Annotated in this window: 18 protein-coding genes; 9 read left to right on the top strand and 9 right to left on the bottom strand. The window is 49.4% G+C overall.

Annotated elements, in window-relative coordinates; genetic code table 11:
- Positions 1 to 51: 51 nt before the first annotated feature.
- Both MEALZ_RS15730 and MEALZ_RS15725 read right to left on the bottom strand, forming a co-directional pair.
- Positions 52 to 1,419, bottom strand: a complete 1,368-nt coding sequence (locus tag MEALZ_RS15730; RefSeq protein ID WP_014149647.1) for a glycerate kinase type-2 family protein — start codon at positions 1,417 to 1,419, stop codon at positions 52 to 54.
- A gap of 24 nt (positions 1,420 to 1,443) precedes the next feature.
- Positions 1,444 to 2,301, bottom strand: a complete 858-nt coding sequence (locus MEALZ_RS15725) for an NADP-dependent methylenetetrahydromethanopterin/methylenetetrahydrofolate dehydrogenase (RefSeq protein ID WP_014149646.1) — start codon at positions 2,299 to 2,301, stop codon at positions 1,444 to 1,446.
- A 542-nt stretch (positions 2,302 to 2,843) separates the two neighbouring features.
- Between MEALZ_RS15725 and MEALZ_RS15720 the strand changes: the two genes are divergently transcribed.
- A complete protein-coding gene (locus MEALZ_RS15720) occupies positions 2,844 to 3,827 on the top strand; it encodes a malate dehydrogenase (protein WP_014149645.1) in 984 nt (327 codons plus the stop codon).
- 298 nt (positions 3,828 to 4,125) lie between these two features.
- Here MEALZ_RS15720 and MEALZ_RS15715 read toward each other — a convergent pair whose 3' ends face one another.
- Together MEALZ_RS15715 and MEALZ_RS15710 are read right to left on the bottom strand one after the other, a co-directional pair.
- Positions 4,126 to 5,097, bottom strand: coding sequence for a 2-hydroxyacid dehydrogenase (locus MEALZ_RS15715; RefSeq protein ID WP_014149644.1), 972 nt, complete (start codon positions 5,095 to 5,097; stop codon positions 4,126 to 4,128).
- Positions 5,098 to 5,328: 231 nt separating this feature from the next.
- The gene (locus MEALZ_RS15710; protein WP_014149643.1) at positions 5,329 to 6,492 is read right to left on the bottom strand and encodes an aminotransferase class V-fold PLP-dependent enzyme; all 1,164 of its coding nucleotides are present in this window, start codon (positions 6,490 to 6,492) and stop codon (positions 5,329 to 5,331) included.
- Between the two features lie 505 nt (positions 6,493 to 6,997).
- Here MEALZ_RS15710 and MEALZ_RS15700 point away from each other — a divergent pair.
- From MEALZ_RS15700 to MEALZ_RS15675, 6 genes are all read left to right on the top strand, one after another.
- A complete protein-coding gene (locus MEALZ_RS15700; RefSeq protein WP_014149642.1) occupies positions 6,998 to 7,948 on the top strand; it encodes an HpcH/HpaI aldolase/citrate lyase family protein in 951 nt (316 codons plus the stop codon).
- A 307-nt stretch (positions 7,949 to 8,255) separates the two neighbouring features.
- Complete coding sequence (locus tag MEALZ_RS15695) at positions 8,256 to 9,437, top strand: malate--CoA ligase subunit beta (protein ID WP_014149641.1); 1,182 nt, start codon at positions 8,256 to 8,258, stop codon at positions 9,435 to 9,437.
- Between the two features lie 10 nt (positions 9,438 to 9,447).
- Complete coding sequence (gene sucD / locus MEALZ_RS15690) at positions 9,448 to 10,338, top strand: succinate--CoA ligase subunit alpha (protein ID WP_014149640.1); 891 nt, start codon at positions 9,448 to 9,450, stop codon at positions 10,336 to 10,338.
- A 579-nt stretch (positions 10,339 to 10,917) separates the two neighbouring features.
- A complete protein-coding gene (locus MEALZ_RS15685) occupies positions 10,918 to 11,676 on the top strand; it encodes an HAD family hydrolase (RefSeq protein ID WP_014149639.1) in 759 nt (252 codons plus the stop codon).
- A 728-nt stretch (positions 11,677 to 12,404) separates the two neighbouring features.
- Positions 12,405 to 12,884: an ATP-dependent zinc protease family protein gene (locus MEALZ_RS15680; RefSeq protein WP_223842318.1), complete on the top strand. Its 480-nt coding sequence runs from the start codon at positions 12,405 to 12,407 to the stop codon at positions 12,882 to 12,884.
- A 39-nt stretch (positions 12,885 to 12,923) separates the two neighbouring features.
- Complete coding sequence (locus MEALZ_RS15675) at positions 12,924 to 14,078, top strand: PQQ-dependent sugar dehydrogenase (protein ID WP_014149637.1); 1,155 nt, start codon at positions 12,924 to 12,926, stop codon at positions 14,076 to 14,078.
- 776 nt (positions 14,079 to 14,854) lie between these two features.
- Here MEALZ_RS15675 and MEALZ_RS15670 read toward each other — a convergent pair.
- Positions 14,855 to 16,309, bottom strand: coding sequence for a beta-barrel assembly-enhancing protease (locus MEALZ_RS15670; protein WP_014149636.1), 1,455 nt, complete (start codon positions 16,307 to 16,309; stop codon positions 14,855 to 14,857).
- 594 nt (positions 16,310 to 16,903) lie between these two features.
- On the opposite strand from MEALZ_RS15670, the gene glgX reads away from it, so the two are divergent.
- Complete coding sequence (gene glgX, locus MEALZ_RS15660; RefSeq protein WP_014149634.1) at positions 16,904 to 19,015, top strand: glycogen debranching protein GlgX; 2,112 nt, start codon at positions 16,904 to 16,906, stop codon at positions 19,013 to 19,015.
- 228 nt (positions 19,016 to 19,243) lie between these two features.
- Positions 19,244 to 20,344 carry an AI-2E family transporter gene (locus tag MEALZ_RS15655; RefSeq protein ID WP_014149633.1) on the top strand — a complete coding sequence of 367 codons (1,101 nt, stop codon included), beginning with the start codon at positions 19,244 to 19,246 and terminating at the stop codon, positions 20,342 to 20,344.
- Positions 20,345 to 20,935: 591 nt separating this feature from the next.
- Here MEALZ_RS15655 and MEALZ_RS15650 read toward each other — a convergent pair.
- The 4 genes from MEALZ_RS15650 to MEALZ_RS15635 all read right to left on the bottom strand — a co-directional run bounded on the left by MEALZ_RS15650 (position 20,936) and on the right by MEALZ_RS15635 (position 24,168).
- Positions 20,936 to 22,348 carry a PhoH family protein gene (locus MEALZ_RS15650; protein WP_014149631.1) on the bottom strand — a complete coding sequence of 471 codons (1,413 nt, stop codon included), beginning with the start codon at positions 22,346 to 22,348 and terminating at the stop codon, positions 20,936 to 20,938.
- Between the two features lie 99 nt (positions 22,349 to 22,447).
- Positions 22,448 to 22,921, bottom strand: coding sequence for a peroxiredoxin (locus MEALZ_RS15645; RefSeq protein ID WP_014149630.1), 474 nt, complete (start codon positions 22,919 to 22,921; stop codon positions 22,448 to 22,450).
- A gap of 9 nt (positions 22,922 to 22,930) precedes the next feature.
- Positions 22,931 to 23,455: a glycine cleavage system protein R gene (locus MEALZ_RS15640; RefSeq protein ID WP_014149629.1), complete on the bottom strand. Its 525-nt coding sequence runs from the start codon at positions 23,453 to 23,455 to the stop codon at positions 22,931 to 22,933.
- Positions 23,456 to 23,550: 95 nt separating this feature from the next.
- Entirely contained in the window at positions 23,551 to 24,168 is a 618-nt protein-coding gene (locus MEALZ_RS15635; protein ID WP_014149628.1) for an MlaC/ttg2D family ABC transporter substrate-binding protein, read from the bottom strand.
- Positions 24,169 to 24,512: the final 344 nt, after the last annotated feature.

The raw sequence follows: 24,512 nt of genomic DNA, 5'->3' as shown, positions 1-24,512 counted from the left end.
CAAAATGCCGTCAGTGATTTTCGGTGAGTATAGAGTAATGAATAATCGAAGTTAAGGCCGGAGCAGTAATACTTGTAAATCGGCAACATTAGTGCCGGTCGCACCGGTTATCAGTAAATCGTTTGAAGCCTGAAGCGCGCGGTAAGAGTCATTGTCTTGCAGTCTTGCGCCGGGGTCGGTTCCGGCAGCGCGCATACGCGCGAGCGATTGCGGATCGATCAGCGCGCCGGCCGCATCGGTCGGGCCGTCGCGGCCGTCGGTGCCGCCGCTCAAAAATACCCAATTGCCGCGCAATGCTAATCGTTCGGCGGCCAATGCGAAGGCCAGTCCCATCTCTTGATTGCGGCCGCCGAGGCCTTGCCCCGTTAAAGTTACCGTGGTTTCGCCGCCTGCCAGAAGCGCGATGGGTTTGTTTAAGCCGTTATCGAGCAGGGATTTCGCGTAAGAGACCAACTTGAAGGCTTCGTCTTTCGCTTCGCCGCTAAGATGTTCCGAATAGACTCGAACGTCGTAATCCAGTAGCGATGCGGCCTTAACGACGGCTTTCAAGCTGATCGGATTGCTGCCAATCAGCGTGTGGTCGGCGTTATTGAAAAGCTCGTCGCCGGTTTTCGGCGTTTCCGGGATATTGCCGGCGGAACCTTGTTGCAAAACGTATTTGACCGAATTCGGAATGCTTTCCCAAATATCCTTCTTGCGCAAAATAGCGATGGCGTCGTCGAAGCGAGTGTCGTCCGGCACGGTTGGCCCGCTTGCGATAGCGCTTAAATCGTCGCCTAGGACGTCGGAAAGAATCAGTGCGTGCAAGTTGGCCGGGGCCGCGAAGCGCGCCAGTCCGCCGCCCTTGATCATGGAAAGATGCTTGCGTACGCAATTGACTTGGTTAATTGTCGCGCCGCAAGCCAGCAGTAATGAAGTCGTTTGCGCTTTTTCTTCGAGCGTAATCGGAGGGCGCGGATAGGGTAGCAATGCCGAGCCGCCGCCGCTAATCAACGCCAGAACCAGTTCATCCGGCTGGGCGTGACTCATTTTCTCAGCGATTAACCGAGCGCCTTGCAGTCCCGCTTCGTCGGGAATCGGGTGGCCGGCGCCGATGACTTTAAAGCCGGTTGCCTGAGCGGCATTCTCGTAATTGGTAACGATGATGCCGTCGCCGGGCAATAGCGATTCCGGAATGATGTCTCGGGCGGCTTTTGCCATGTTGCACGCGGCTTTGCCGAACGCAATCAAATGAATTTTCGGCCAATGTCCCGTGCGTTTCGGCGCATTGTCGTCCGGCGATAGGGCTATTTCAAGTCGAAGCCCGTCCGAGGATAGGCTGCGTTGAACCGCAAGGTACGGATCGGCGGCATCGATGCCGGCTTGGAATAGTCCTGCGGCCTGTTCTCTGAGCGCTTTTTGAATGGCGGGTCGGCTCATGTGTTTCAGCGGTGCAAGGGGCGTTTAAGCCATTTCCTTGGCGAATGCGAAAATTTGTTCGGCATCGAGTACTTGCGTATTAGTTTCGAACAGTTTGGCGATGCAGGCACGGTGTAAAGCGAGTTTGAATGCGCCGAAACCGATGGCTCCCCAGACGATTTTGCCGTGGCGTTCGTTGCCTTTATCCATCATATCGATGCCGCCGATACCGATCGGGGGCGTGGCATTCGCATCGGCCAATAATTCGAGTCGATCATTATTTTGCCAATGTTCGGCTTTGAGTAATTCGACGCCTGCCGCGCCTGCCGCAAATACGATTTGAGCGTTTTCAATTGCCCTGCCGCGTGCGTCTTGATCGACAGCTTCGATAGGTGTCAGTTCGACGCCGAAGCGTTCGCGCATCGTTAGACAGGCGTGTTCCGCTCGTATCATTTCCCTAGAAGTTAACGAGACTTCGCAGCCCTCTTGAGCCAGCATGACCGCGACGCGTTGACCGACCGGGCCGGTGCCAGCCAAAACAACCGCTTTTTTGCCGCTTAGTTCACTGGTTGAAGCCAGTTTCGCGACGCCGGCGGCAGCGGTAGTATTGCTGCCGTTGCTATCGAGCATGATCGAGACTTGAAAGCCGGGAAAAAAATGTTTTTGTACGGCCGAGAATAATTGTTGACCGGCCAGCATGTCGCTGCCGCCGACAAAAATAGCGGTATTTTTTTTGTCTTTCGGTGCTCGGGTAAAGATCGTGCCTTCGACCAAGGGTGCGATAGTGTCGGGTGTTAATCCGCCATGTCCGATGACATGGTCGGCACCACCGTCATAAGCGACAATCGTATCAAAGGCTGAAGGGCGCGGATCGGTGTCGAATTGGAATAACAGTTTTTTCATGGGTCACGTAAGATCGATAGTGGCGATAGCGATTAGCGTATAGAAAACGGGGCAGTATACCTTATTTAGCTATACGCTGTCTCTCCATTGCTCCGGGCCGATTTCTACAGGCTTGCAGGGGGGGGCGGTTATTCGTTATCATTCGGGACAACCTGTAAGCATCATCGATATTTATACCCGTCGTAGATCAAAATTCGGCGTCTGGGTGTCCGCTAAAGGACGCCGTGAATGTCTATTTTGCAGGAGCGAAAATCGACCGGACACCCAGGCGCCTCCCCTGGCACTGCCGAAATTTGAAGTGCGAAAGGTATAACTGGTTCCCACGGCCCTCTTTGGGAACCCATACCTTGGTCGCGGAGACAAGAACGGTATGCATTGCCAGGCTGGAGCGGTTGGAACGAGAAAGTTAGGAAAAGCGGGTTTAGGCCCATCAATCATTACAGGCGAACGATTCGGATTAAAAGTATGCTATTTTCGCTGTGTTTCAAAGGCTTGCCATTTGAACTCCGCATTCAGACAATAATAAATAACTAGGAAAACAAATGAAAACGCCAGTTAAAATTGCCGTTACAGGTGCCGCGGGACAGATCAGTTATTCCTTATTGTTTCGCTTGGCTAGCGGAGAATTATTAGGCCCCGATCAGCCAATGATTTTTCATTTGTTGGAAACGCCGCAGGCATTAGCATTAGGCGCATTGAATGGCGTGGTAATGGAGCTTAACGATTGCGCCTATCCGTTGCTGCATAAAATTGTCACGACCGATGATCCCGACGTCGCTTTCAAAGATGTCGATTACGCATTTCTAATCGGTGCGAGTCCGCGTAAGCCGGGGATGGAGCGTAAGGATTTGTTGGCAATTAATGCCCAGATTTTTTCTGTGCAGGGTCAAGCCCTTAGTAAGGTTGCCAGCAGGGATGTTAAGGTATTGGTTACCGGCAATCCTGCCAATACTAATGCTTTGATCGCCATCAGTAATGCACCGGATTTAAGGCCGGAGAATTTTTCGGCAATGATGATGCTCGATCATAAGCGTGCGACTTTTCAGCTTGCCGATAAATGCGGGGTACTGTCCAACGACATCAAAAATATTATCATTTGGGGTAATCATTCGGCAGGGCAGTATCCGGATCTCCATCATGCCAAAGTCAAAGGGCAGGATGCTTTGTCGTTGGTTGAGTGGGATTGGTTTGTCGACAAATTTATTCCAACCGTACAGCAGCGCGGAGCCGTGGTCATACAAGCGGTTGGCCGATCCAGTGCGGCTTCTGCGGCCAATGCCGCGTTAAATTTGATGCGCAACTGGGTTTTTGGGACCGACGAAGGTAATTGGATCAGCATGGCTGTTCCATCGGACGGCAGTTACGGAATTGAAAAGGATTTGGTTTATTCGTTTCCAGTTGAGATCAAAAACGGAGAAATTAGTATCGTCCAGGGTTTGGAGATTAGTGATTTCAGCCGGGAAAAAATGCGCAAGTCCGAAGCCGAGTTGAAAGAAGAGCGCGAAGCGGTAAAGCATTTGCTCTAAGGACGGGTGCTTATTTATCGATATACGCGGAACTAAAAAACGAGGCTAATAAAGGTTGTTACAGATGGTAGCTTTTCTGGTTCTCACGGTCTTCCGCTCATCGTTATACATTTATCGTAGAGTGTAGGGTGCGCATCGCGCACCTGGTCGGGACCTCTTGTCGGTTTGGCACGGTGGAAAGGTGCGCGATGCGCACCCTACGATGTCTTGGCAGGACGGAGTTTGCAACCCCATCCTGCGAGATTATCCGATGCGCGGCGAGGGGGCTGAATATCGCCAGCCTTTAGCCATAGCCGGGTTAAGCCACTCTGTCTTCAGGTTCGCGTCCTTCGAAAAACGCGGCCAAATTAGCGAGCACTTTTTCTCCCATCGCGTTGCGGGTACTAAGCGTTGCGCTACCTAGGTGCGGCAACAGCGTGGCGTTTTCAAGCGTCAAAAATCCGGGGTCGATATTCGGCTCGCCTTCATAGACATCCAGACCGGCGCCGGCAATTCTCTTATCTCGTAATGCGTCGATTAAAGCCTTGCTATCGACGACATCGCCGCGCGCGGTGTTGATCAAATGAGCGTTCGGTTTCATCAAGCGAATCATCTTGTCGTCGATCAGGTGGCGGGTGTCGGGCCCGCCCGGACAATGCAGCGAGATATAATCGGCGCGTCTCATGACGTCCTCGACTGAATCGCACCGTGTCGCTTGGAGTTCTTCGATCACGGATGGGTCCGGTGCGCTCGGATTGAAAAAAACGATTTTCATGCCGAAACCGTGATGGGCTTTGCGTGCGGTTGCGATTGCGATGCGGCCGAAGCCGATCAATCCTAACGTCGCGCCGGTCACGTCGCTGCTCAACATGTGCGTCGGACACCAACCATGCCATTTTCCGGCGCGGACGAGACGGTCGCCCTCCGCGCCTCGCCGTGCGGACATCAGCAATAAAGTCATTGCGATATCGGCGGTGCTCTGTGTCAACACGCCCGGTGTATTTGTGACGACGAGACCGTTCTCTTTCGCAGCTGCAATATCGATATGGTTGTATCCGACTCCGAAATTGCCGAGAATTTTGCAGCGTTTGTTAGACGCATTTAGTACCTCGGCAGGTAGTGAATCGCAAACCGAAGGGCAAACTGCGTCGTAGTTTTGTAAAGCCGATTTCAATTCTTCGGATGTCAAGGGTAGATCGTCTTCGTTGAGCGAGACGTCGTACAATTGTTTGAGTTTGGTTTCGACCGAGGCGGGCCATTTACGGGTAATTAAAACTTTGGGTTTACTCATCGGAATTGTGATTAGATTACAGTGACGGTATCGTTGAAAAAAGCAAGTGGCTCAGATTATTTACCATGAAGAGCTTGAAGGGCAAGAAGAAAAGCATCGGGTCTGCGCGATTTGCGGTATAGGCGGCGAGTTATGGTGTGCGTTTGGGATGGGGTCCATAGCTCCGGCCGAAAAAAAGGCACCCCGACGTTAATCGGAATGCCTTTTGTTTGCCAGTTTAGCGTATTTTGACTATGCAGTGGTGCGATAATATTCGATCGCTGCCGCAACGCCGCTACCGGCTTTGATATCGAAGCCGTTATCGAGTAGGGCCATTTCGACGCCGGCGATGGCGCCTAGCATCGAGACGTCGTTCATGTCGCCGACATGACCGATGCGGAACACTTTGCCGGCCACTTCGTTCAAGCCTGCACCCAGAGAAATATTGTATTTACTATAAGCTGTGGCGATCACATCGCGAGCGTCTTTGCCGGCCGGAACGACGACCGCCGAAACGGTATTCGACTCGAAGCCGGGTTTGGCGCACAGTTCCAAACCCCATGCGGCAATCGCTTTTCGTGTGCCTTCAGCCAGGCGGTAATGGCGCGCATAAACGTTTTCGAGGCCTTCTTCAAGCAGTAGGTCCAGGGCTTTGCGCAGTCCGTACAGCATCGGGATCGAAGGCGTGTATGGCGTGTAGCCGTCTTTGTTGCTAGCCAGTTGGTCTTTCAGGTCGAGAAAGGCGCGTCTGCTTTGTGCGGTATCGCACGCGGCTATTGCTTTTTGGCTGAACGCAACCAGGGCGGCGCCGGCAGGCAGCATGAAGCCTTTTTGCGAGCCGCTGATCGCGCCGTCGACGCCCCATTCGTCCATACGGAAATCGATGCTGGCGATCGAGCTGACGCCGTCGACGAACAATAAGGCAGGGTGTCCGGCTGCGTCCATCGCTTTTCTAACGCCGCCGATGTCGCTGGTGACGCCGGTCGCGGTTTCGTTGTGCGTGGCTAGAATGGCTTTGATTTCATGTTTGCCGTCTTCTTTTAGGCGCGCTTCAAGATCGTCGAGCGGAATGCCTTCGCCCCAAGGTCTTTCGATGACAATGACTTCGAAGTCTAGGCGTTTAGCCATTGCGGCCCAGAGATGGCTGAATTGACCGAAGCGGTAGATCAGGACTTTATCGCCAGGGCTCAAGGTATTGGTTAGGGCGATTTCCCAGCCGGCGGTTCCGGTTGCCGGAAAAATGAAGCTATGTCCGGTTTCGGTTTTAAAGACTTTTTTTAGGTCTTCGAGCAAGGGTTTGAATAGCTCGGGGAAGATCGGTGAGCGATGATCTTCGCTGGGGACGTGCATAGCACTGAGAACTTCGTCGGGAATGTTTGTTGGACCTGGAACATACAAATGATTACGGCCTGCCATTGTTTATTGCCTCATTTAATAATGAATGGTGAAAAGAATTGAATGGTGAAGAAAACGGGTTGATTCGTTTCGGGTAGCGTTGTTCCGGGAATTGTCGGGATTGCATTCGAGTATTGCAAATTTGCCCATTTTCGCTACGGTAACTGCATAGTAACTATTCAATCCCCCGGCAATTATCGTTCCCACGCTGGAGCGTGGGAACGATAGGGGGTAAATAATTACACTGTATTAATTATAAAGAACGATGGATGGGTATTTCGATACCGATTCGTTGCCCGAAAAACAAATGTTAAAGCCGCCAATAGTGCCATATTTGCAGTTAATCGGCAAGCGCCGGTTGTTGGTTGTTACAAGCTGCGCGGGCGAGTTAAGAAAGTTAAAATTGACAATATCGTTGCCAAAAGTACAATGTCGGATTTATTTTGCGCCCGGTTCGAGTCGAATTTAACCGAATCGAGGGTGATTTCGCCCGGCAAAAAGTTAACAATTGAAATAGGAAAACACAATGAGCCACACCTTGTATGAAGCGTCCGTGCAACGCGTTCAGCGCTGCGAGCTTGCTGTTCCGGGGTCGAATCCCGGTATGTTCGAAAAAGCGTTGAAAAGCGGTGCGGATTTCATATTTTTGGATCTCGAGGACGCCGTGGCGCCTGACGATAAACTGCAAGCCCGTAAAAATGTCATTGAAGCGATCAACGATTTGGATTGGAAAGGACATGGCATCACAATTTCGGTGCGCATTAACGGCTTGGATACGCAATACATGGTCCGCGATGTCGTCGATCTAGTTGAGCAAGCCGGTCATAAACTCGACACGATTTTGATCCCGAAAGTCGGCGTCTATGCCGATGTCTACATGGTCGAGGCGATGGTTAATCAACTCGAAATGCAACAAGGCTTGAAAAACCGCATCGGTATCGAAGCCTTGATTGAAACGGCATTGGGTATGGCGAACGTCGAAGACATCGCCCGCAACGGCGCATCGGGTCGTTTGGAGGCGTTGCATTTCGGCGTCGCCGATTATGCGGCCAGCAACCGGGCAAGAACGACTAATATCGGCGGTTTGAATCCCGATTATCCGGGCGATCAATGGCATGCCGCGATCAGCCGCATGACGGTTGCATGCCGCGCCTTCGGTCTGCGTCCGATCGACGGGCCGTTCGGCGATATCAATGATAAGGACGGTTATAAAGCCGCTGCAAGGCGCGCTGCCGCATTGGGTTGCGAAGGCAAGTGGGCGATTCATCCGTCTCAAATCGAATTGGCTAACGAAGTCTTTACGCCGCCGGCGGCTGAAATCGAAAAGGCCGAGCGTATTTTGGCTGCCTTAAAAGAAGCCGCCGCGCAAGGTAAGGGCGCCGCTGCGCTGGACGGGCGCTTGATCGATGCCGCGTCCGAAAAGATGGCCAATAATGTCGTCAAGGCCGCCGAAGCAATTGCCGCAAAAGGCCAGTAAGGAATATGCACAAAATAACTTCTACAAGTAGTAGGCTTTGTGGCGGTTTAGTGACTCGCTTGACAGGACGCCGTGAATACGTCCATGTAGGCTTGACGGCGGAATCTGATTGCCATGGATGGTATGAATGCAGATTTTGCAGGAGCAAAATCTGCCTTGCCGCCGACACCTGTCAATCGAGCCGCCCCCCCCCCTTCCAACAGTTGTCTAAGTTATTTCAAGCTCGTTCCTAAGCAATTGGAATAGACCCGCGCCGATTTTCGGCGCGGGCCTTTCTTTACTTTTTTAAATAGAAAGAGGTTATGCTGTGGATATCCATGAGTATCAGGCAAAAGAAATTTTAACGGAATACGGCGTCAAGATCGCCGATGGCGGCCTGGCTTACAGTCCGGAAGATGCCGTGCAGCGTGCGCGGGAAATCGGCGGCAGTATTTGGGCGGTTAAAGCGCAAATTCATTCCGGCGCGCGCGGTAAAGCCGGCGGTATCAAACTGTGCCGGTCGCATGACGAGGTTGCGAAAGCCGCCGAGGAGTTATTGGGCAAAAGGCTCGTGACTCATCAAACCGGTCCCGCCGGTAAGGTTTGCGGAAGGCTTTATGTTGAGGCGGGCACCGATATCGCGAAAGAATTGTATTTTTGCCTTCTCGTGGACCGTAGCTCGGAGCGTATCGTGATGGTCGGCTCGGCTCAAGGCGGTATGGATATCGAGGAGTTAGCGCAGACCAATCCCGAAGCAATTACCAAAATATACATCGAACCTTCGGTCGGCTTGCAGGATTTTCAAGCGCGAGCAATGGCTTTTGCATTGGGCTTGCCGGTGTCGATGATCAATACCGCCGTTAAAACGATTAACGGCTGCTACCGGGCCCTACGCGACAACGATGCAAATATGCTCGAAATCAATCCGTTAGTTGTGACCGGCAAAGAAGATTTACTGGCCTTGGATTGTAAAATGGGTTTCGACGACAACGCTTTATTCCGCCGTCACCGAATCGCCGAATTGCGCGACAAGACCCAAGAAGATCCCCGTGAAATGGCTGCTGCCGATCGCGGCCTCAGCTATGTGGGCCTGGACGGCGATATCGGCTGTATGATCAACGGTGCCGGTCTCGCGATGGCGACGATGGACATGATCAAATTGGCCGGCGGCGAGCCGGCGAACTTTCTCGATGTCGGCGGCGGCGCTTCGCCGGAGCGTACCGAGAAAGCGTTCCGTTTGGTTTTGGCCGATAAGAACGTCAAGGCGATGTTGGTCAATATCTTTGCCGGTATTAATCGCTGCGATTGGATCGCCGAAGGTGTCGTACATGCAGTCAAAAAAATCGATATGAAAATTCCTTTGATCGTGCGTTTGTCCGGTACTAATGTGGAGGAAGGGCGCAGGATCATCGCCGAGAGCGGCTTGCCGATCATTACCGCCGAAACCTTGGCGGAAGCGGCCGAAAAAGCTGTGCAAGCACGGGATGAAGTAGTGGCGAGAGAGGGCTGAGAGAAGACACATGGCAATTTTAATCAACGAAAATACACGCATCATCGTTCAAGGTTTTACCGGTAAAATCGGCACGTTTCATGCGCAGGACATGATCAACTACGGCGCTAAAGTCGTCGGCGGCGTCACTCCAGGCAAAGGCGGCCAAGCGCATCTGGGTTTGCCAGTTTTCAATACGGTCAAGCAGGCGGTCGATCAAGCCGGTGCCGAAGCCAGCATCGTATTTGTACCGCCGGCTTTCGCGGCAGATTCGATCATGGAAGCGGCCGATGCCGGCATCAAATATTGCGTCGCAATTACCGACGGTATACCGACTCAAGACATGATGAAGGTCAAAAATTTTCTGCGTCGTTTTCCTGAAGACGAACGCATGATTCTGACCGGTCCTAACTGCGCCGGTACGATCAGTCCCGGGCGTTCGATGCTGGGCATCATGCCGGGACATATCTACATGCCGGGCAATGTCGGCATCGTAGGGCGTTCCGGTACATTAGGTTATGAGGCGGCCGACCAGCTAAAAAGACTCGGCATTGGGGTGTCGACCTCCGTCGGCATCGGCGGCGATCCTATCAACGGTAGTTCGCATCGCGATATTCTCGAACATTTCGAACAAGACCCGGAAACTAAAGTCGTCTTAATGATAGGTGAAATCGGCGGGCCGCAAGAGGTCGAAGCCGGCATGTTCGCAAAGGAGCACATGGCCAAGCCATTGGTTTCCTATATCGCAGGTCTAACCGCTCCGGAAGGACGTAGAATGGGCCATGCTGGCGCGATCATCTCGGCGGCAGGCGAAAGCGCGGCCGAGAAAGTCGCGATGTTGAAGGATTTGGGCGTTACAATCGCGCCGACACCTTCGGCGATGGGTGAGACGGTTGCTGCGGTTTTAGCCAAATTGGCATAAACCTGGTGAACAGTAAGCGGTGAATAGTAAGCGGTAAACGGTAAACGGAAAGCGGAAAGCGGAGAGGGAGCGCTTGTGGGAGCGACGCCTTCGTCGCGATTATCGAAGCCGTCCCGGTTAGATGTCAGTCGGCATTTTTCGAAGTCGGGCCGTTGCGGCTTCGATATAACCATCGCAGATCAAAATTCGGCGCCGGGGTGACCGTCAAAGGACGCCGTGAATACGGAAAGCGGAGAGGGTGCGCTTGTGGGAGCGACGCCTTCGTCGCGATTATCGAAGCCGTCCCTGTTAGATGTCAGTCGGCATTTTTCGAAGTCGGGCCGTTGCGGCTTCGAAATAACCATCGTAGATCAAAATTCGGCGCCGGGGTGACCGTCAAATGACGCCGTGAATACGTCCCGTCCATGTAGGCAAAGCCTTTGCCGGTCACCCCGGCGCCTCCTTAAGCATCGCCGAAATTTGAAGTGCGAAAGGTATAATTGCTTTTCGGCAAGCTGCCGCTCATAACTCATAATGCCACAGCGGAGTCTTGATAGACTCCCTGTGGTTTTGTTTTTTACGAAGGATTAATCACGCGTCATGAAACAATCGATGATATATGCCTTGGATTTCGACGGCGTTATTTGCGACAGCGCCGTCGAAACCGCGATAACCGGATGGAAGGCCGCCGGACGGCTTTGGCCGGATATGACCGAGGACCGGCTTTCGGAGCAATTGATCGATCGTTTCCGACGGGTTCGACCCGCGATTGAAACCGGCTACGAGGCGATCTTGGCGATGCGGATGATTGACCGGGAAGAGGACGATGATGCCGTTTTGAATCATTTCGAACCGAGCAAACAAAAACTGCTCGATGAAGCGGGTGTCGATGTCGAATTTCTGAAGAAACTATTCGGTGACACGCGCGATAATTGGATTGCGGCCGACTTGTCGAACTGGATTAGCGTGAATCCGTTATTTCCAAACGTTGCCGATAAGCTTAAGCAATTGAATGAATGGGCTACTTGGTATGTGGTGACGACGAAACAGGAACGCTTCGTTAGCCAAATCTTGAACGCTAATGAGATTGATCTATCCGGCGGCAACATATTCGGCCTCGAAAGAAATAGAAGTAAGGCCGATACCTTAATTGAGATTTTGGAAGGCCATCCGAATGAGCAAATTTATTTTGTCGAGGATCGTTTGCCGGCGTTGTTGTCTGTGACGACTAATCCAAAGCTTCAGTCGCTAAAGTTGCAATTGGTCGATTGGGGCTATAATACGATACAGGATAGGCAAGAAGCCGTGCGCAAGGGTATCGAGCTATTGTGTATCGAGGATTTTCTTAAGGCCAAATAAGCATCACTATCTCGGTAAATATTCAGCCCCCTTCTTTTTAAAAGGGAGGAGGCAAAGTTCCAACTTGTTTTAATGCAAAGGGCTGAACAACATAAGCGACAACTTACTCCCTTTATACTCAAAAATTAGCTAACTTTATGAAGGTATGGGGTGTGGCTAGCGAGGATGTTGTCGGCTGCAGGGGCAGATTTTTGCTCCTGCAAAATCTGCATTTACGCCATCCTTGGCGCTTAGCTGCCGTTAAGCCCCCATGGATGGGTTCACGGCGGTCCTCGATAGACACATCCTAAGCCTTTTATTCTCAGACGGTTTTTTAATCTAAAGGGAGTAGTGCCTATTCTATAGTGCGTTTATGGCTTTATTCGTCATATCGATATAGGTTGTTGATATCCATGTTGCATGGATGTGGTGCTACGCATTGCCATCCGTGGCCCTGGATTCCGCCAATCCCTGGCGGAATGACGCGTTCCTTCCTTAGGTTGGCGTTTATGGGGCTGAACAATTACCTAACTCGTGGTTTTGGTTTTAATTATAATTGTTGCTTTTTGCAATGCCTTACAAAATTTGTTAGTTTGATAGGGCTGTGATTGTACTTCGAAGGACTCATTATGTCTTTTTGGTTATCGATCGAAGTATGAGTTTTTAAAATAAATGAAACTTTATTTTCATTTGAGGAGAATTTAATCGTTATGCGTATTTACCCTTTCGCCCTTGCTTTTATGATGTACATGACTACGGCTGTTGCCGAACAAGAAGCATCGGTCCTAGCCGCAAATATGAATAACTATACCGTTTACGGTCATGTTGAGGAAGTGGCGTTGATACCAGGCGACATTGAAATCAAGGCGCGCCTCGATACCGGTGCGTCGAAAAGTTCGTTAAACGCTCAAGAGATCGAGTTGATTGAATCGGACGAGCAAACAATGGTGAGTTTTATATTCGATGATCGTAACGGTAATCGATATCCGATGACCTTGCCGTTGGTTGAAACAATCACGATTAAACAGGCAAGCGGCAGGCAAAACCGTTACGTCGTCGAAATGGGTTTATGCGTCGGCGAGCATTACGAAGAAAGTCTTTTTACCTTGTCCGACCGTAGCCGAATGACTTATCCGGTATTGGTTGGGCGGAATTTTTTGAAAAACTCCGTATTGGTTAGTTCGAAACATAAAATGACCGCGAAGCCGACTTGCGAAATTGGCGCTTAATCCTAAGCGATGAGGTTTGGCTCTAATTAGGTATCTTCGATGAAACTTTGGATAATCGCATTCAGTTATTTACTGGCATCCTGTAAACCCATTTCGGATACCATTGCCAAAGAACCTTATTTATTTCAGTCCGACGATGTCGAATTGGAGGCCGTTGCGATTTACCAGGGCAAGGATGCGATCTGGGGCTTCGATTTTCTGCCCGACGGTAAAATCCTTTTTACCGAAAGGAAAGGGCGATTAAGGGTATTCGATCCCAAAACAATGAATGCTTCCGATGTGAGCGGTGTTCCTGGCGTTGCCGCGCGCAACCAAGGCGGCTTGCTGGACGTTTATTTGCATCCCCGGTTTTCCGAGAATCGGCTTGTTTATTTAACTTATTCGGCCGATGTCGGCAGCGGTATGACCACTCGATTGGCCCGCGCGGAACTCGATGCCGACACCTTGGTAAATTTGACCGTTCTGTTTAGCGCTGAGCCTCCAAACAATAACGATCACCACTTCGGCTCCCGTGTCGTGATGAGCCGAGCCGGCAATTTATATTTAAGTGTCGGCGATCGCGGCGAACGGGATCAGGCCCAAAACATGGGGTCTCATTACGGAAAAATATTACGTCTGAAACAGGACGGTAGCGTTCCGGACGACAATCCCTTTCTAACAGAGCCGGGCGCCAAACCTGAAATCTGGAGTTACGGTCATCGTAATGTCCAAGGTTTGACGATACATCCACGGACCGGAGAGATATGGGCGCAAGAACATGGCCCGCGCGGCGGCGATGAAATCAATCTGATCAAAAAAGGCCGGAATTACGGTTGGCCGGTCGTAACCCATGGGCGCGAATATTGGGGGCCTACAATCGGCGAGGGCGTTGAAAAAAAAGGCATGAAATCGCCGATTCATTATTGGGTGCCATCGATCGCACCGAGCGGGCTTACCTTTTATAACGGTAAAAAAATTCCACATTGGCAAGGGAGCTTGTTTTCCGGATCGTTGGCACTGACCCATCTAAATCGGCTGGTTGTCGACAATCATGCCGTGATCAAGGAGGAGCGTTTATTAAGCGCCTTAAATAAACGAGTCCGCGCTGTTAGGCAAGGTCCTGACGAATTGTTGTATTTTTCAACCGATGATGGCTCATTGATTCAAATTCGTCCGGTCGACTCCGAAGCAGATTCGCTGGTTGAAGAGCATTGATTTGTTGTAGTGAATTCACGCCGGATTGATTCGACTCGGTGCATATTATACCCATCGTAGATCAAAATTCGGCACCGGGGTGCCCGTCAAAGGACGCCGTGAACCCAGCACCTAAATCCAGCGCCTAAATTCCATAGGTCTTTGGTAATGATTCAAAATCATGGCTTATTTAGGTGCTGGGTAGATACGTCCATGTAGGCTTGCCGCCGACACCTGTCAATCGAGCCACCAAGCCCCCTTCCAGAAGTTGTCGAGGTTATTTCATGTTCGTTCCTAAGCATAGATTCCACTGCTAAATCGCTAACGCTCGCTTCTGGCGGGGCCAGGCAGCGTAATACCTTAATAGCAACTTGGGTTTAATATTCCGCTAGCAAAAAATTTAGGGCAATAAAAAGCCCGCATAAAGCGGGCGTGTTCAGGTTGTTATTGTTATTATTTATTTGAACGTTGTTGTCGCCAAGACAACCAAGCAGTTTGCTCGTTTATTATTGTTATAATTCAAGGCGTTGAAGCCTCGTCCTCCTCATTACCGATTATTTAATCGGGCTCACTCCGTAAGCTGAAAAGGATTTTATATCATTAAAATCAGTGATGTCTATCAAAAAAAACGATTTTAGTTAAAAAATAGTTTCGGGTCGAAAACATATTTGAAAAACAATGGGATATAAACGATTAGTAATTGCTTATTTGGTAAATTGAACGGCACTGTCTGCCAGTTGTAATTAATTGTTCAGGTTGCATTCAGTTTGATTCTAACCAAGTAAAAGAGTTGGGTTTTATTGGTTGCGTTTGCGCTGTTCTTCTTCACGTATAAAAAAAACCAATCGTTCGTTGAGAATTGCCGATAAGTAATAATTGATCCCCGGCGATTTTTGAGCGAGTTTGATTTGCGTGATGGCGGCGTCGGTTTGGCCCATTGCATAATAATACTCAGCCAGATAGCGATGCGATTCGGCAGGTTGCTTCAAATCGCTGTAGATTTGCGCCAGCAATTTAAAATAGACGGGTTGCCGTTTTGTACTCGCATCCAGCATTTGCAAAATTTGTCTGGCTTGTTCGGGGTTGCCGGATTTCAGCAATGCGGATAGGGTTTCGAGCTTGATCGCTTGGTTGCCAGGGAATTGCTGCATTGCTGCTTGATAGCGCGCTAAGGCATTTGAAAAGTTTTGTGCCTCCAATGCGGATCGAGCGTAAGCTGTCGCAAACTGAGGCTGCTCGCGATATTCCTGGGTTAAGGCCTTGAAAATTCGTTCGGCTTCTTGGAAGTTTCTTGTGTTTAGATGAACAAGACCCGTTCCGTAACGAGCCACGGCTCGTTGTTGTTGCGTGCCTTGGCTAAGTCGAGGTTTGAAATAATTTAAAACCGGTGTGTAATCGTTGGCGCTAAGTACTCTGAGTTTTGCCCGTGTCAACAAATAACCCATTGAATCGGGATATTGTTGATAGGGATATTTTTCGGCCCGGCCACGGGTGTCGGAGATCCGAGAAGAAGTTACCGGGTGAGTCCTTAAAAATTCGGGAACGCCCCGTCCATAATAACGACTGGATTGTTGCAAGCGCTCAAAAAAAATCGGCATGCTACGCGGGTCGAAATTGGATGCCGCAAGCGTTTGCATACCGACCCGGTCGGCTTCCTGTTCGTTATCGCGGGTAAAATCGATCTGAAACTGTATGCTGCCTGCTTGAACGGCCATGATCGCCGCTTGAGCGAGTTCCGGTGATTGTGTGCCGATTAAGATCGCCGCCAAAGTCGCCGCTGCGGTCGGTATGGATAGACGGCTGGCGGCTTCGAACGCACGGTAAAGATGGCGTTGGGTAACGTGAGCGATCTCATGCGCCATCACCGAAGCAAGTTCGCTTTCCGCCTCGGATGTCAATATGAGTCCAGAATTGATGCCGATATACCCGCCCGGTCCGGCGAAAGCATTGATCGCGTTATCCATGACCACGAAAAAATGAAACGGATTGCCCGGGGTATCGCTGTTGGCCACTAGTTTCCGACCGATTCCTTCGATATATTGCTGAATTTCAGCGTCCTGGCTGATGGCGATTTGCGAATGCAGGCTTCGGTAAAATGCCGCGCCTAATTGTTGTTCCTGAGCGGGCGAGATCAAGGTGCCGGAAGAGTCGCCCATATCCGGTAATTCGATTTTGGTTATATCCGGCGAGAAAGGGCGGTTGCCTTGTAAAAACAAACTTAAAATTAAGAATAAGGCCGGTTTTTTAGTCATGCGCGATGAGACAAAAAGCTAACCGACTTGGTTCCAAACTGCGATTTCATCGAAATTAATTACGGCGCTGGAATTGGATATGGGTGCGGTTGAATTATGGACGATTATAATGGCCTCTTTGACATTCAAGCAAATTTTAGAGCCGCACATAAAACCGTGTCGATAAGACCTGCACTAGCCTCTCAAGAAAAAAGCTTTGCAAACCCCGCAAAATTTTCGGATCCAAGTATGCTCATCGCTAGTCGAAATTCGGCACCAGGGTGTCCGTCAAAGGGCGCCGTGACCCCAGCACCTAAATTATCCAAGACAATTAACCATGCCCAATGGGCTATGGAATTTAGGTGCTGGGTAAATACGTCCCTGTAGGCTCTAGCCAGCTCCATGCTGGGAAAGCCTTTACTGCACACCCTGGCACCTCCTCAGGCACTGCCGAAATTTGAAGTACGAAAGGTATAAATACGTCCCTGTAGGCTCTATGATAGCATCCATGCTGGCAAAGCCTTTGTCGAACACCCCAGCACCTCTATAGACTAATGCCGAAATTTGAAGTGTGAGGGTATATAATGAAATTTTTGCTGGCACAGGTTGAATGGTATGGACAGTAGCATTGCACTCACCGAATCCTATTGCTTTCGTTCCGGGGTTCGTTTTCCGCCCGGCGCAACGCCAATGAACGGAGGCATCAACTTTTCGGTTTTCAGTCGTCATGCGAGCCGAGTTGAATTATTGCTTTATAAAGCTGCCGATAGTCCCGAGCCGTTTCAGATTATTTCGCTCGACAGTAAATCTCATCGTGCTTATTTTTATTGGCATGTGTTCGTCGAGGAGCTCCCTTTGGGAACACATTATACCTGGCGGACGGATGGTGCGAACGATACCGCCGAGAGCGGACGCCGCTTCAACATCCGCAAGGAACTGCTCGATCCTTGGGCTCGCGCAGTAACCGATGCGATGTGGAATCGAAGCCTAGCTTGCGACCCTAATGAAGCTGGCCATCATTCGTTTCGAGCCGTCGTTACCGATTCCCGATTCGATTGGGAGGGTGAGCAAACGATCAAACGTGGGCTCGAAGGGGCAATTATCTATGAGTTACATGTTGGGGGCTTTACCAAAGATAAATCTTCGAAAACCAGTCATCCGGGTACATTTTCCGCCTTAATCGAAAAAATACCGTATTTAAAGGCTTTGGGTATAACGCATGTAGAATTGTTACCGGTGATGGCATTCGACGAACAGCATGTGCCGCCAGGGGTTCAAGCCAAAGGGCTTAAAAATTACTGGGGTTACAGTACGCATAGTTTTTACAGTCCGCATCCCGGCTTTTGCATAACCCCGGAATTAGGCACGCACGAGGAAGAGTTTAAAACATTGGTCAAAGCCATGCATGCGGCAGATATCGGAGTTATTCTCGACGTAGTCTTCAATCATACCGCCGAAGGCAATGAAGAGGGGCCGTTAATTAATTTCAAGGGCTTGGCGAACGATATTTTTTATCATCTCGATGCTGAAGACCGGAGGCGATATCTGGATTTCAGTGGCTGCGGAAATTCTCTCAATTGTAACCATCCCATGGTGACGGCATTCATTGTTCATTGCTTGGAATACTGGGTCGAGCAGATGCATGTCGACGGATTTCGCTTCGATTTGGCCAGCGTGTTTGCGCGGGGAGACAACGGTGTACCGATGGATCATCCGCCGTTGCCATGGCGAATCGAGTCGTCCAGGCTGTTGTCCGAATTGCCTTTGATTGCCGAAGCATGGGATGCCGAAGGGCTCTATCAAGTCGGCGCCTTTCCCGGAATGACTTGGTCGGAATGGAACGGCCGTTACCGTGATGTGATCCGCCGCTTCGTCAGGGGCGATCCGGGTTTAATCGGGGCTGTCGCCACCAATATTGCCGGCAGTAGCGATCTCTACGCGGACGGCGACCGTTTGCCGGTCAACAGTATCAATTTTGTAACGTGTCATGACGGTTTTACGTTGCACGATTGGGTAACTTATGAACATAAGCATAACGAGGCAAATGGCGAGGGGAATAGGGACGGCACCGACGATAACCTGAGTTGGAATTGCGGCGTCGAAGGTGAAACGTTCAACCGAAAAATTAATGAGTTACGCCGGCAGCAAGCCAAAAATGTGTTGAGTCTGTTGATGTTAAGTCAAGGGGTGCCGATGTTAAACGCCGGTGATGAAGTGTTGCGTACTCAAGACGGCAATAATAATGCTTGGTGCCAGGATAACGAAATTTCCTGGTTCGATTGGCATCTCGTTGAAAAAAATAGCGATATGCTTCGTTTTGTTAAAGAATTGATTGCCTTGAGGCGCCGTCATGCGAGCCTGAATCGTAGCAGTTTTTTGACCGGCGAGATCATTCCGGCGCGCAATCTTCCGGATATCGTTTGGCATGATGCAGACCTCGGTGAGCCGGCATGGGATGATGAGCAGGTCCGGTTTTTGGCTTTTATGCTGGCGGGTTTAACCGTCGACGAAGAAGACTTGTATGTCTTATTAAACATGTCGGATCATAAAATCGCCGCGCAACTACCCCCGGTTTCCGACCGGTTTTGGCATCTTGCGATCGATACCGGGCAAGCGTCGCCTTTGGATGTTGTCGAGAAGTCTGATCAATCCGTTTGGGTAGGTTTGGCTTGTGCTGTCGAGGCTCGAAGTGTTATGGTTTTTGAAGCGCGAAGTAAATTAGTCTAGAGGAAAGGGGAAAGAGGAAAGGGGAAAGGGGAAAGGGGAAATTAGGGCTTGACAAGTGGTTAACATGTCGCACCATTTCACTATTCACTATTCACTATTCACTATTCACTATTCACTATTCACTATCCTTAAGCATCGCCGAAATTTGTAGTGCGAAAAGTATAGTAACAAAGCTTGGCTGACATCCGGTAGAATGTCCGGAGAATAATAATAACTATTAGATAAATAATGACTTCACAAGCCGACTTTTCTTATTTCGATTTTCTCAAGAATAGTTTAAAACGCATTCTGCCTAATTCTCAGGCAATGGCGCTGCTAATCATCATTCTGTTAAGTTTGGTTTTGGTGGTGTCGTTATCCGATTTTCTGATGCCGGTATTTGCTGCGGTAGTGATTGCCTATTTATTAGAAGGACTGGTGCAAAAGGCTGTATCGCTCAAAATGCCGCGCTTGGTCGCCGTGCATATGGTTTTTATAGGATTTATAGCCGTATTCGGGTTTTTGATTTTTATCTTGATACCGATGCTGTCGGAGCAAGCTTTTGCGTTCGTTAATCATCTTCCTGAAATCATTAAAAGAATTCAGCGTGAAATCATTAGAATGCTGGAGTTGTATCCTCAGTTGTTATCTAAGGAAAGGGTCAAGGAAATTACGTTGATTATTCAAGAAAAATTGTTGAGTTACGGTCAGGACTTGGTCACAATGTCGGCCGCATCGTTGGTCGGGATCATGACGGCAATCGTTTATTTGTTTTTGGTGCCGATGATGGTGTTCTTTTTTTTGAAGGACAAATCGGTCATAGTCGGCTGGATCGGACAGTTTATGCCGCGGGACCGATTGTTGACTCAAAACGTGTGGATGGAAGTGAACAGCCAGATCGGCAACTATATAAGAGGTAAGTTCGCTGAAATCATTATTTTGATGTCGGCTTGTTATATTACTTTTTCATCAATGAACCTGAATTACGCCGTCTTGCTTTCCTTTCTGGTAGGGCTGTCGGTGATTATTCCTTATGTCGGCGCTACCTTGGTCACTATTCCGGTATTGGGCGTGGCATTTTTTCAATGGGGGGTGACGACTGATGAGTTTATGTATGTTTTGATTGCCTATGCTGTCATTCAGACATTAGATGGCGTCGTGTTGGTTCCCTTGCTTTTTTCCGAGGCGGTCAATTTACATCCGGTTGCAATTATCGTGGCTATTTTGTTTTTCGGCGGCTTGTGGGGGTTTTGGGGGGTATTTTTCGCCATTCCGCTGGCTACTGTGGTTAAAGCGGTGATTAGAGCTTGGCCTAAGGTCGGCGATAGCGGATTGAATACGGCTTTTTGAAGGCTATGTTCGCGTTAGCAGTTGAAACGGTTCTCTTTCCTACTAGATAAACCATTTAGGAAATAGTCAATGATTGCTTTCCAATAAACTGAGCTTGGAAGAGGGTACGATTACTCGCTTGACAGGACGCCGTAAACCCAGCACCTAAATTATCCAAGTTAATTAGCCGTAGCCAACGGGTTATGGAATTTAGGTGCTGGGTAAATACGTCCATGTAGGCTTGACGGCGGAATCTGATTGCCAAGGATGGCATGAATGCAGATTTTGCACTACGCCATGGATGGTGTGTATTAGGGCACCAACAGTAGGCGCTTTAGGCGATGCAGGGCAGAAAAATGCTCCTGCATTTTCTGCATTCGTTACATCCTTGTAACTCAGCAATTGCCGAGGAGCAAAAATCTGCCCTGCCGCCGACATCTGTCAATCGAGCAACCGTACCCTCCTTACAACCATTAGCGCGATATTGAATAAAGGAAAGTTATTCAGAGTTGTATCCTTGGGTTTCATGTTGGCTTTAAGTTCAAAAGTATCAACTATTAACGCGAACATAGCCATTGCAAAGCCCGTCATGCATATCCAAGATCGTTAGGCTTATAGAATCTCCGACGCATAATCGGCTAGACGGGATCTTTCGCCTTGTTTCAAGGTGATGTGCGCGGCATGCGGCCAGGTCTTGAAACGGTCGACAATATAAGTGAGTCCCGATGTGGTGGCCGTCAAATAGGGTGTATCGATTTGACCTAGGTTACCGATACAAATGATTTTGGTCCCGGGGCCTGCTCGGGTGATCAACGTTTTCATTTGTTTGGAAGTCAGATTTTGCGCTTCGTCGATGATCAAGTAACGGTTTAGGAAGGTGCGACCGCGCATGAAGTTGAGCGACCTAATTTTAATCCGGTTCATAACAAGGTTGCTGGTCGCGCCTTGTTGCCATTCGTTGTGTCCCGAACGACTACCTAATAGCTCTAGATTGTCCATTAAAGCCCCCATCCACGGCGCCATTTTTTCTTCTTCGGTACCGGGCAAAAAGCCGATGTCTTCTCCGACCGGAATGGTTTCCCTGGTCATGATGATTTCGTTGTAGAGTTTTTCTTCCAGAGTTAATTCCAGACCGGCTGCCAATGCCAATAGGGTTTTGCCCGTGCCAGCAGTGCCTAAAAGCGTTACGAAGTCGATCTCCGGGTCGAGCAGCACGTTGAGCGCAAAATTCTGTTCGCGGTTTTTGGCTGTGATTCCCCATACATTGTTATGAGGCGTTCGGTAGTCGTGCGCTAGTTCGAGTACCGCACTTTTACCGTCGCAGCTTCTGACGATGGCTTCGAAGTCGCTGTCGTTATCCATATATAAATACTGGTTCGGATACCATTCGCTAACGAGAGGTCCTTGCAGCTTGTAAAATGTTCGGTCGTTTTCCTGCCAAGATTCCATCTTGCTGCCATGAATATCCCAGAAATCCGACTCGAGAGCGGCCGATCCTCGATACAGTAGTTCGATATCGTCAAGCGTTTGGTCGTTATGGTAATCCTCGGCATGTAATCCCAGCGCCGCCGCCTTGATGCGCATGTTGATGTCTTTCGACACCAGAGTGATATTGGTATCGGGGTATTTTTGCGTTAAAGCCAGCACGACGACCAGAATCGAATTATCGGCAATATGGCCCGGCATCGAGTCGGGAAGCATTGAAGTGAGTTGGCGGGTCTGGAAATAAAGGCGTCCGAATTGTATGTCGCTATCGGGGGCGTGTTCGATACGCGAAAGAGGAAAGCCGTCTTCAATCGATTCGGACGTCGCACCCTGAATCAGTTCGTCCAAAAAACGGCTGACTTGGCGGACGTTTCGGGCGACTTCCGATAGCCCTCTTTTACTATGATCGAGTTCTTCGAGAACGACCATTGGAATAAATATGTTGTGTTCCTGAAAACGGAAAATCGCGGCGGGATCGTGCATCAGCACGTTAGTGTCAAGGACGAACAATTTGAGTTTTGGTGAGCTTTGAATATTCATTAATTATACCTTTCGCACTTCAAGTTTCGGCGCATTCGTTCCCTCGGGAGAGGGTCGAGGTGAGGGGCAAGAAAAACCGAATTTGATGCGATGATTATATTATTGTGTCAAGATTTTCAGTTCTTGCAGGACTTCTGCGACATGGTTTTTGACTTTTACGCCGCGCCACTCATGTCTTAGGATGCCTTGCTCATCGATTAAAAAAGTACTGCGTTCGATGCCTCGGACTTGCTTGCCGTACATGTTCTTCATCTTGATGACGCCAAACAAGTTGCACAGGGTTTCATCTTTATCGGACAGCAAGTCGAACGGGAATGCCTGTTTGCACTTGAAGCCTTCGTGAACTTTAACCGAATCTCGTGAAACGCCGAGAATGACCGTATTAAATGCGTTAAATTCGTCAATATGGTCGCGGAAAGCGATGCCTTCCTGCGTACATCCGGGCGTGTTATCTTTTGGATAAAAGTAGATAACAACATTTTTTCCTAAAAAGTCGGAGAGCGTTATGGTTTTATCGCCGGTTGAGGCGGCTTCGAAATCGGGCACGGCGGTGCCTATGCTAAGCGTTGTCATAATAATCAGTTAGCGTTTAATGGGTTCGAGAATGGCATCGAGATTCAGTTGATCGCAAAAATCGAGGAAATCCTCGCGAAGTTGCAACAAACGTTGTTCCGATGGAATGATAATGATGAGCTGTGTCGAAAAAACCGGTGTTTGAATATAGGCAGCTGGGTAGCGGTAGGCTTTGATTTCCTCTATTGCGATGTTACGTTCCATGAGAAAGGTTACGATAGACAGGATGATATCGTTTTGATCCAGACTCATCGCTTCGAGAGTATAGGGCAGGCCGGACTTGGGCGTCCCCGATTTTTCTTGTCGTGCTTTATGAATGTGAATTTTTAGTTGCTTTTGCAGGACTTCAAGCAGATTTTCGAGTTTGGCAATATGGTTCCAATTACCTTCGATTAACATGTAGGCAGCTGTAGATTCGGCCAAGTCGGTCGACCGTATTTCAGCAATACTACACTTACACCGGCTAACGGCGGCTAGGATAGGTTCGATATATTGAGACTGACGTTTTCCAAGTACGGTGATTGCAAGTTGCATGGCGTTATTTTTTTGTTTTTCAGAGCGACAGTAAAGACTGAATAGAGAGGCGTTGGGTCTGCTTGGCTCTCGGTCGGCTCATTACTTAAGTGGACTTAGCGTCTGTTACGATCGACCAACATCTTGATAACGCCATCGATAGATCCCGTTTGGGTAATTTCCCGATTGAAAGTCGATCGATAGTTAGTGACGAGGCTGACACCCTCGATCAGGATATCGAAAACTTTCCATTCGCCGCTTCTGTCTTTCATCATGCGATAGTTAATATTAATAGGTTGTTGGCCCGGTTGATTGACAATAGTTCGGACAATGGTTCGGGTTGGATCTTCACCGCTGATCTGGGGTGCGAAAGTAATCTGCCAGTCGGTATATTCTTGAAATGCTTTAGTATAAGTTCGTACCAGTAATGTTCTAAATTCTTTTATAAATTGTTGTCTTTGAGCTGGCGTGGCTTGACGGATATGCCGGCCTAAAACCAAAATCGCGACTCTCTCCATGTCCACGAAGTCGCCGACTACGCCATCGACAAATTGTGTGGCTTTGGCAAAATCGTTGTGATAGATAGGCTGGCTGAGCGCCTGTTGGATTCTATCCGAGCTGTTTTGAATGATTTGTTGAGGCGGGGTCAGGTTAGCTGCGGCATTAAGCGGGTACAAAGTCGTGACTAAGCAAAACAATAAAAAGAGTAGTGACAGCGGGCGCCTGTTGTGCATAAAAAGTCTCCGGGAAAAGTAAATTTAAAGCGCTATAGTATTACGAATTACAGGCCAAGGAAAATTAGCTGTATTTTATTACGATTTTGCATCAATACATTGATTTCTGATATACCTATCGCAGATCAAAATTCGGCGCCGGTGTTCTATCAAGCGAGTTGCCGAACCCTCAACAAAACTCATAGCTCCAGGACGTTATTTATCACGAAATCCTTAGGCGCTGCCGAAATTTGAAGCGCGAAAGGTATACAATGGTACGGCAGCCTACTAAGGAATATGCACAAAATAACTGCTACAAGTAGTAGGCTTTGCGGCGTTCGGTGACTCGCTTGACAGGCGCCGTG

Origin of the sequence: Methylotuvimicrobium alcaliphilum 20Z, from assembly GCF_000968535.2 — a bacterium.
GTDB classification, from domain to species: domain Bacteria; phylum Pseudomonadota; class Gammaproteobacteria; order Methylococcales; family Methylomonadaceae; genus Methylotuvimicrobium; species Methylotuvimicrobium alcaliphilum.
This window is presented reverse-complemented; position numbering and strand designations above follow the sequence as displayed.

Bases quoted from the DNA above. Each gene is read 5' to 3' on its own strand.
- MEALZ_RS15635 (WP_014149628.1), bottom strand. From the start codon at position 24,168: ATGCACAACAGGCGCCCGCTGTCACTACTCTTTTTATTGTTTTGCTTA.
- MEALZ_RS15670 (WP_014149636.1), bottom strand. From the start codon at position 16,309: ATGACTAAAAAACCGGCCTTATTCTTAATTTTAAGTTTGTTTTTACAA.
- MEALZ_RS15720 (WP_014149645.1), top strand. From the start codon at position 2,844: ATGAAAACGCCAGTTAAAATTGCCGTTACAGGTGCCGCGGGACAGATC.
- MEALZ_RS15700 (WP_014149642.1), top strand. From the start codon at position 6,998: ATGAGCCACACCTTGTATGAAGCGTCCGTGCAACGCGTTCAGCGCTGC.
- MEALZ_RS15685 (WP_014149639.1), top strand. From the start codon at position 10,918: ATGAAACAATCGATGATATATGCCTTGGATTTCGACGGCGTTATTTGC.
- MEALZ_RS15715 (WP_014149644.1), bottom strand. From the start codon at position 5,097: ATGAGTAAACCCAAAGTTTTAATTACCCGTAAATGGCCCGCCTCGGTC.
- glgX (WP_014149634.1), top strand. From the start codon at position 16,904: ATGGACAGTAGCATTGCACTCACCGAATCCTATTGCTTTCGTTCCGGG.
- MEALZ_RS15730 (WP_014149647.1), bottom strand. From the start codon at position 1,419: ATGAGCCGACCCGCCATTCAAAAAGCGCTCAGAGAACAGGCCGCAGGA.
- MEALZ_RS15645 (WP_014149630.1), bottom strand. From the start codon at position 22,921: ATGACAACGCTTAGCATAGGCACCGCCGTGCCCGATTTCGAAGCCGCC.
- MEALZ_RS15650 (WP_014149631.1), bottom strand. From the start codon at position 22,348: ATGAATATTCAAAGCTCACCAAAACTCAAATTGTTCGTCCTTGACACT.
- MEALZ_RS15710 (WP_014149643.1), bottom strand. From the start codon at position 6,492: ATGGCAGGCCGTAATCATTTGTATGTTCCAGGTCCAACAAACATTCCC.
- MEALZ_RS15655 (WP_014149633.1), top strand. From the start codon at position 19,244: ATGACTTCACAAGCCGACTTTTCTTATTTCGATTTTCTCAAGAATAGT.
- MEALZ_RS15640 (WP_014149629.1), bottom strand. From the start codon at position 23,455: ATGCAACTTGCAATCACCGTACTTGGAAAACGTCAGTCTCAATATATC.
- MEALZ_RS15675 (WP_014149637.1), top strand. From the start codon at position 12,924: ATGAAACTTTGGATAATCGCATTCAGTTATTTACTGGCATCCTGTAAA.
- MEALZ_RS15680 (WP_223842318.1), top strand. From the start codon at position 12,405: ATGACTACGGCTGTTGCCGAACAAGAAGCATCGGTCCTAGCCGCAAAT.
- MEALZ_RS15725 (WP_014149646.1), bottom strand. From the start codon at position 2,301: ATGAAAAAACTGTTATTCCAATTCGACACCGATCCGCGCCCTTCAGCC.
- sucD (WP_014149640.1), top strand. From the start codon at position 9,448: ATGGCAATTTTAATCAACGAAAATACACGCATCATCGTTCAAGGTTTT.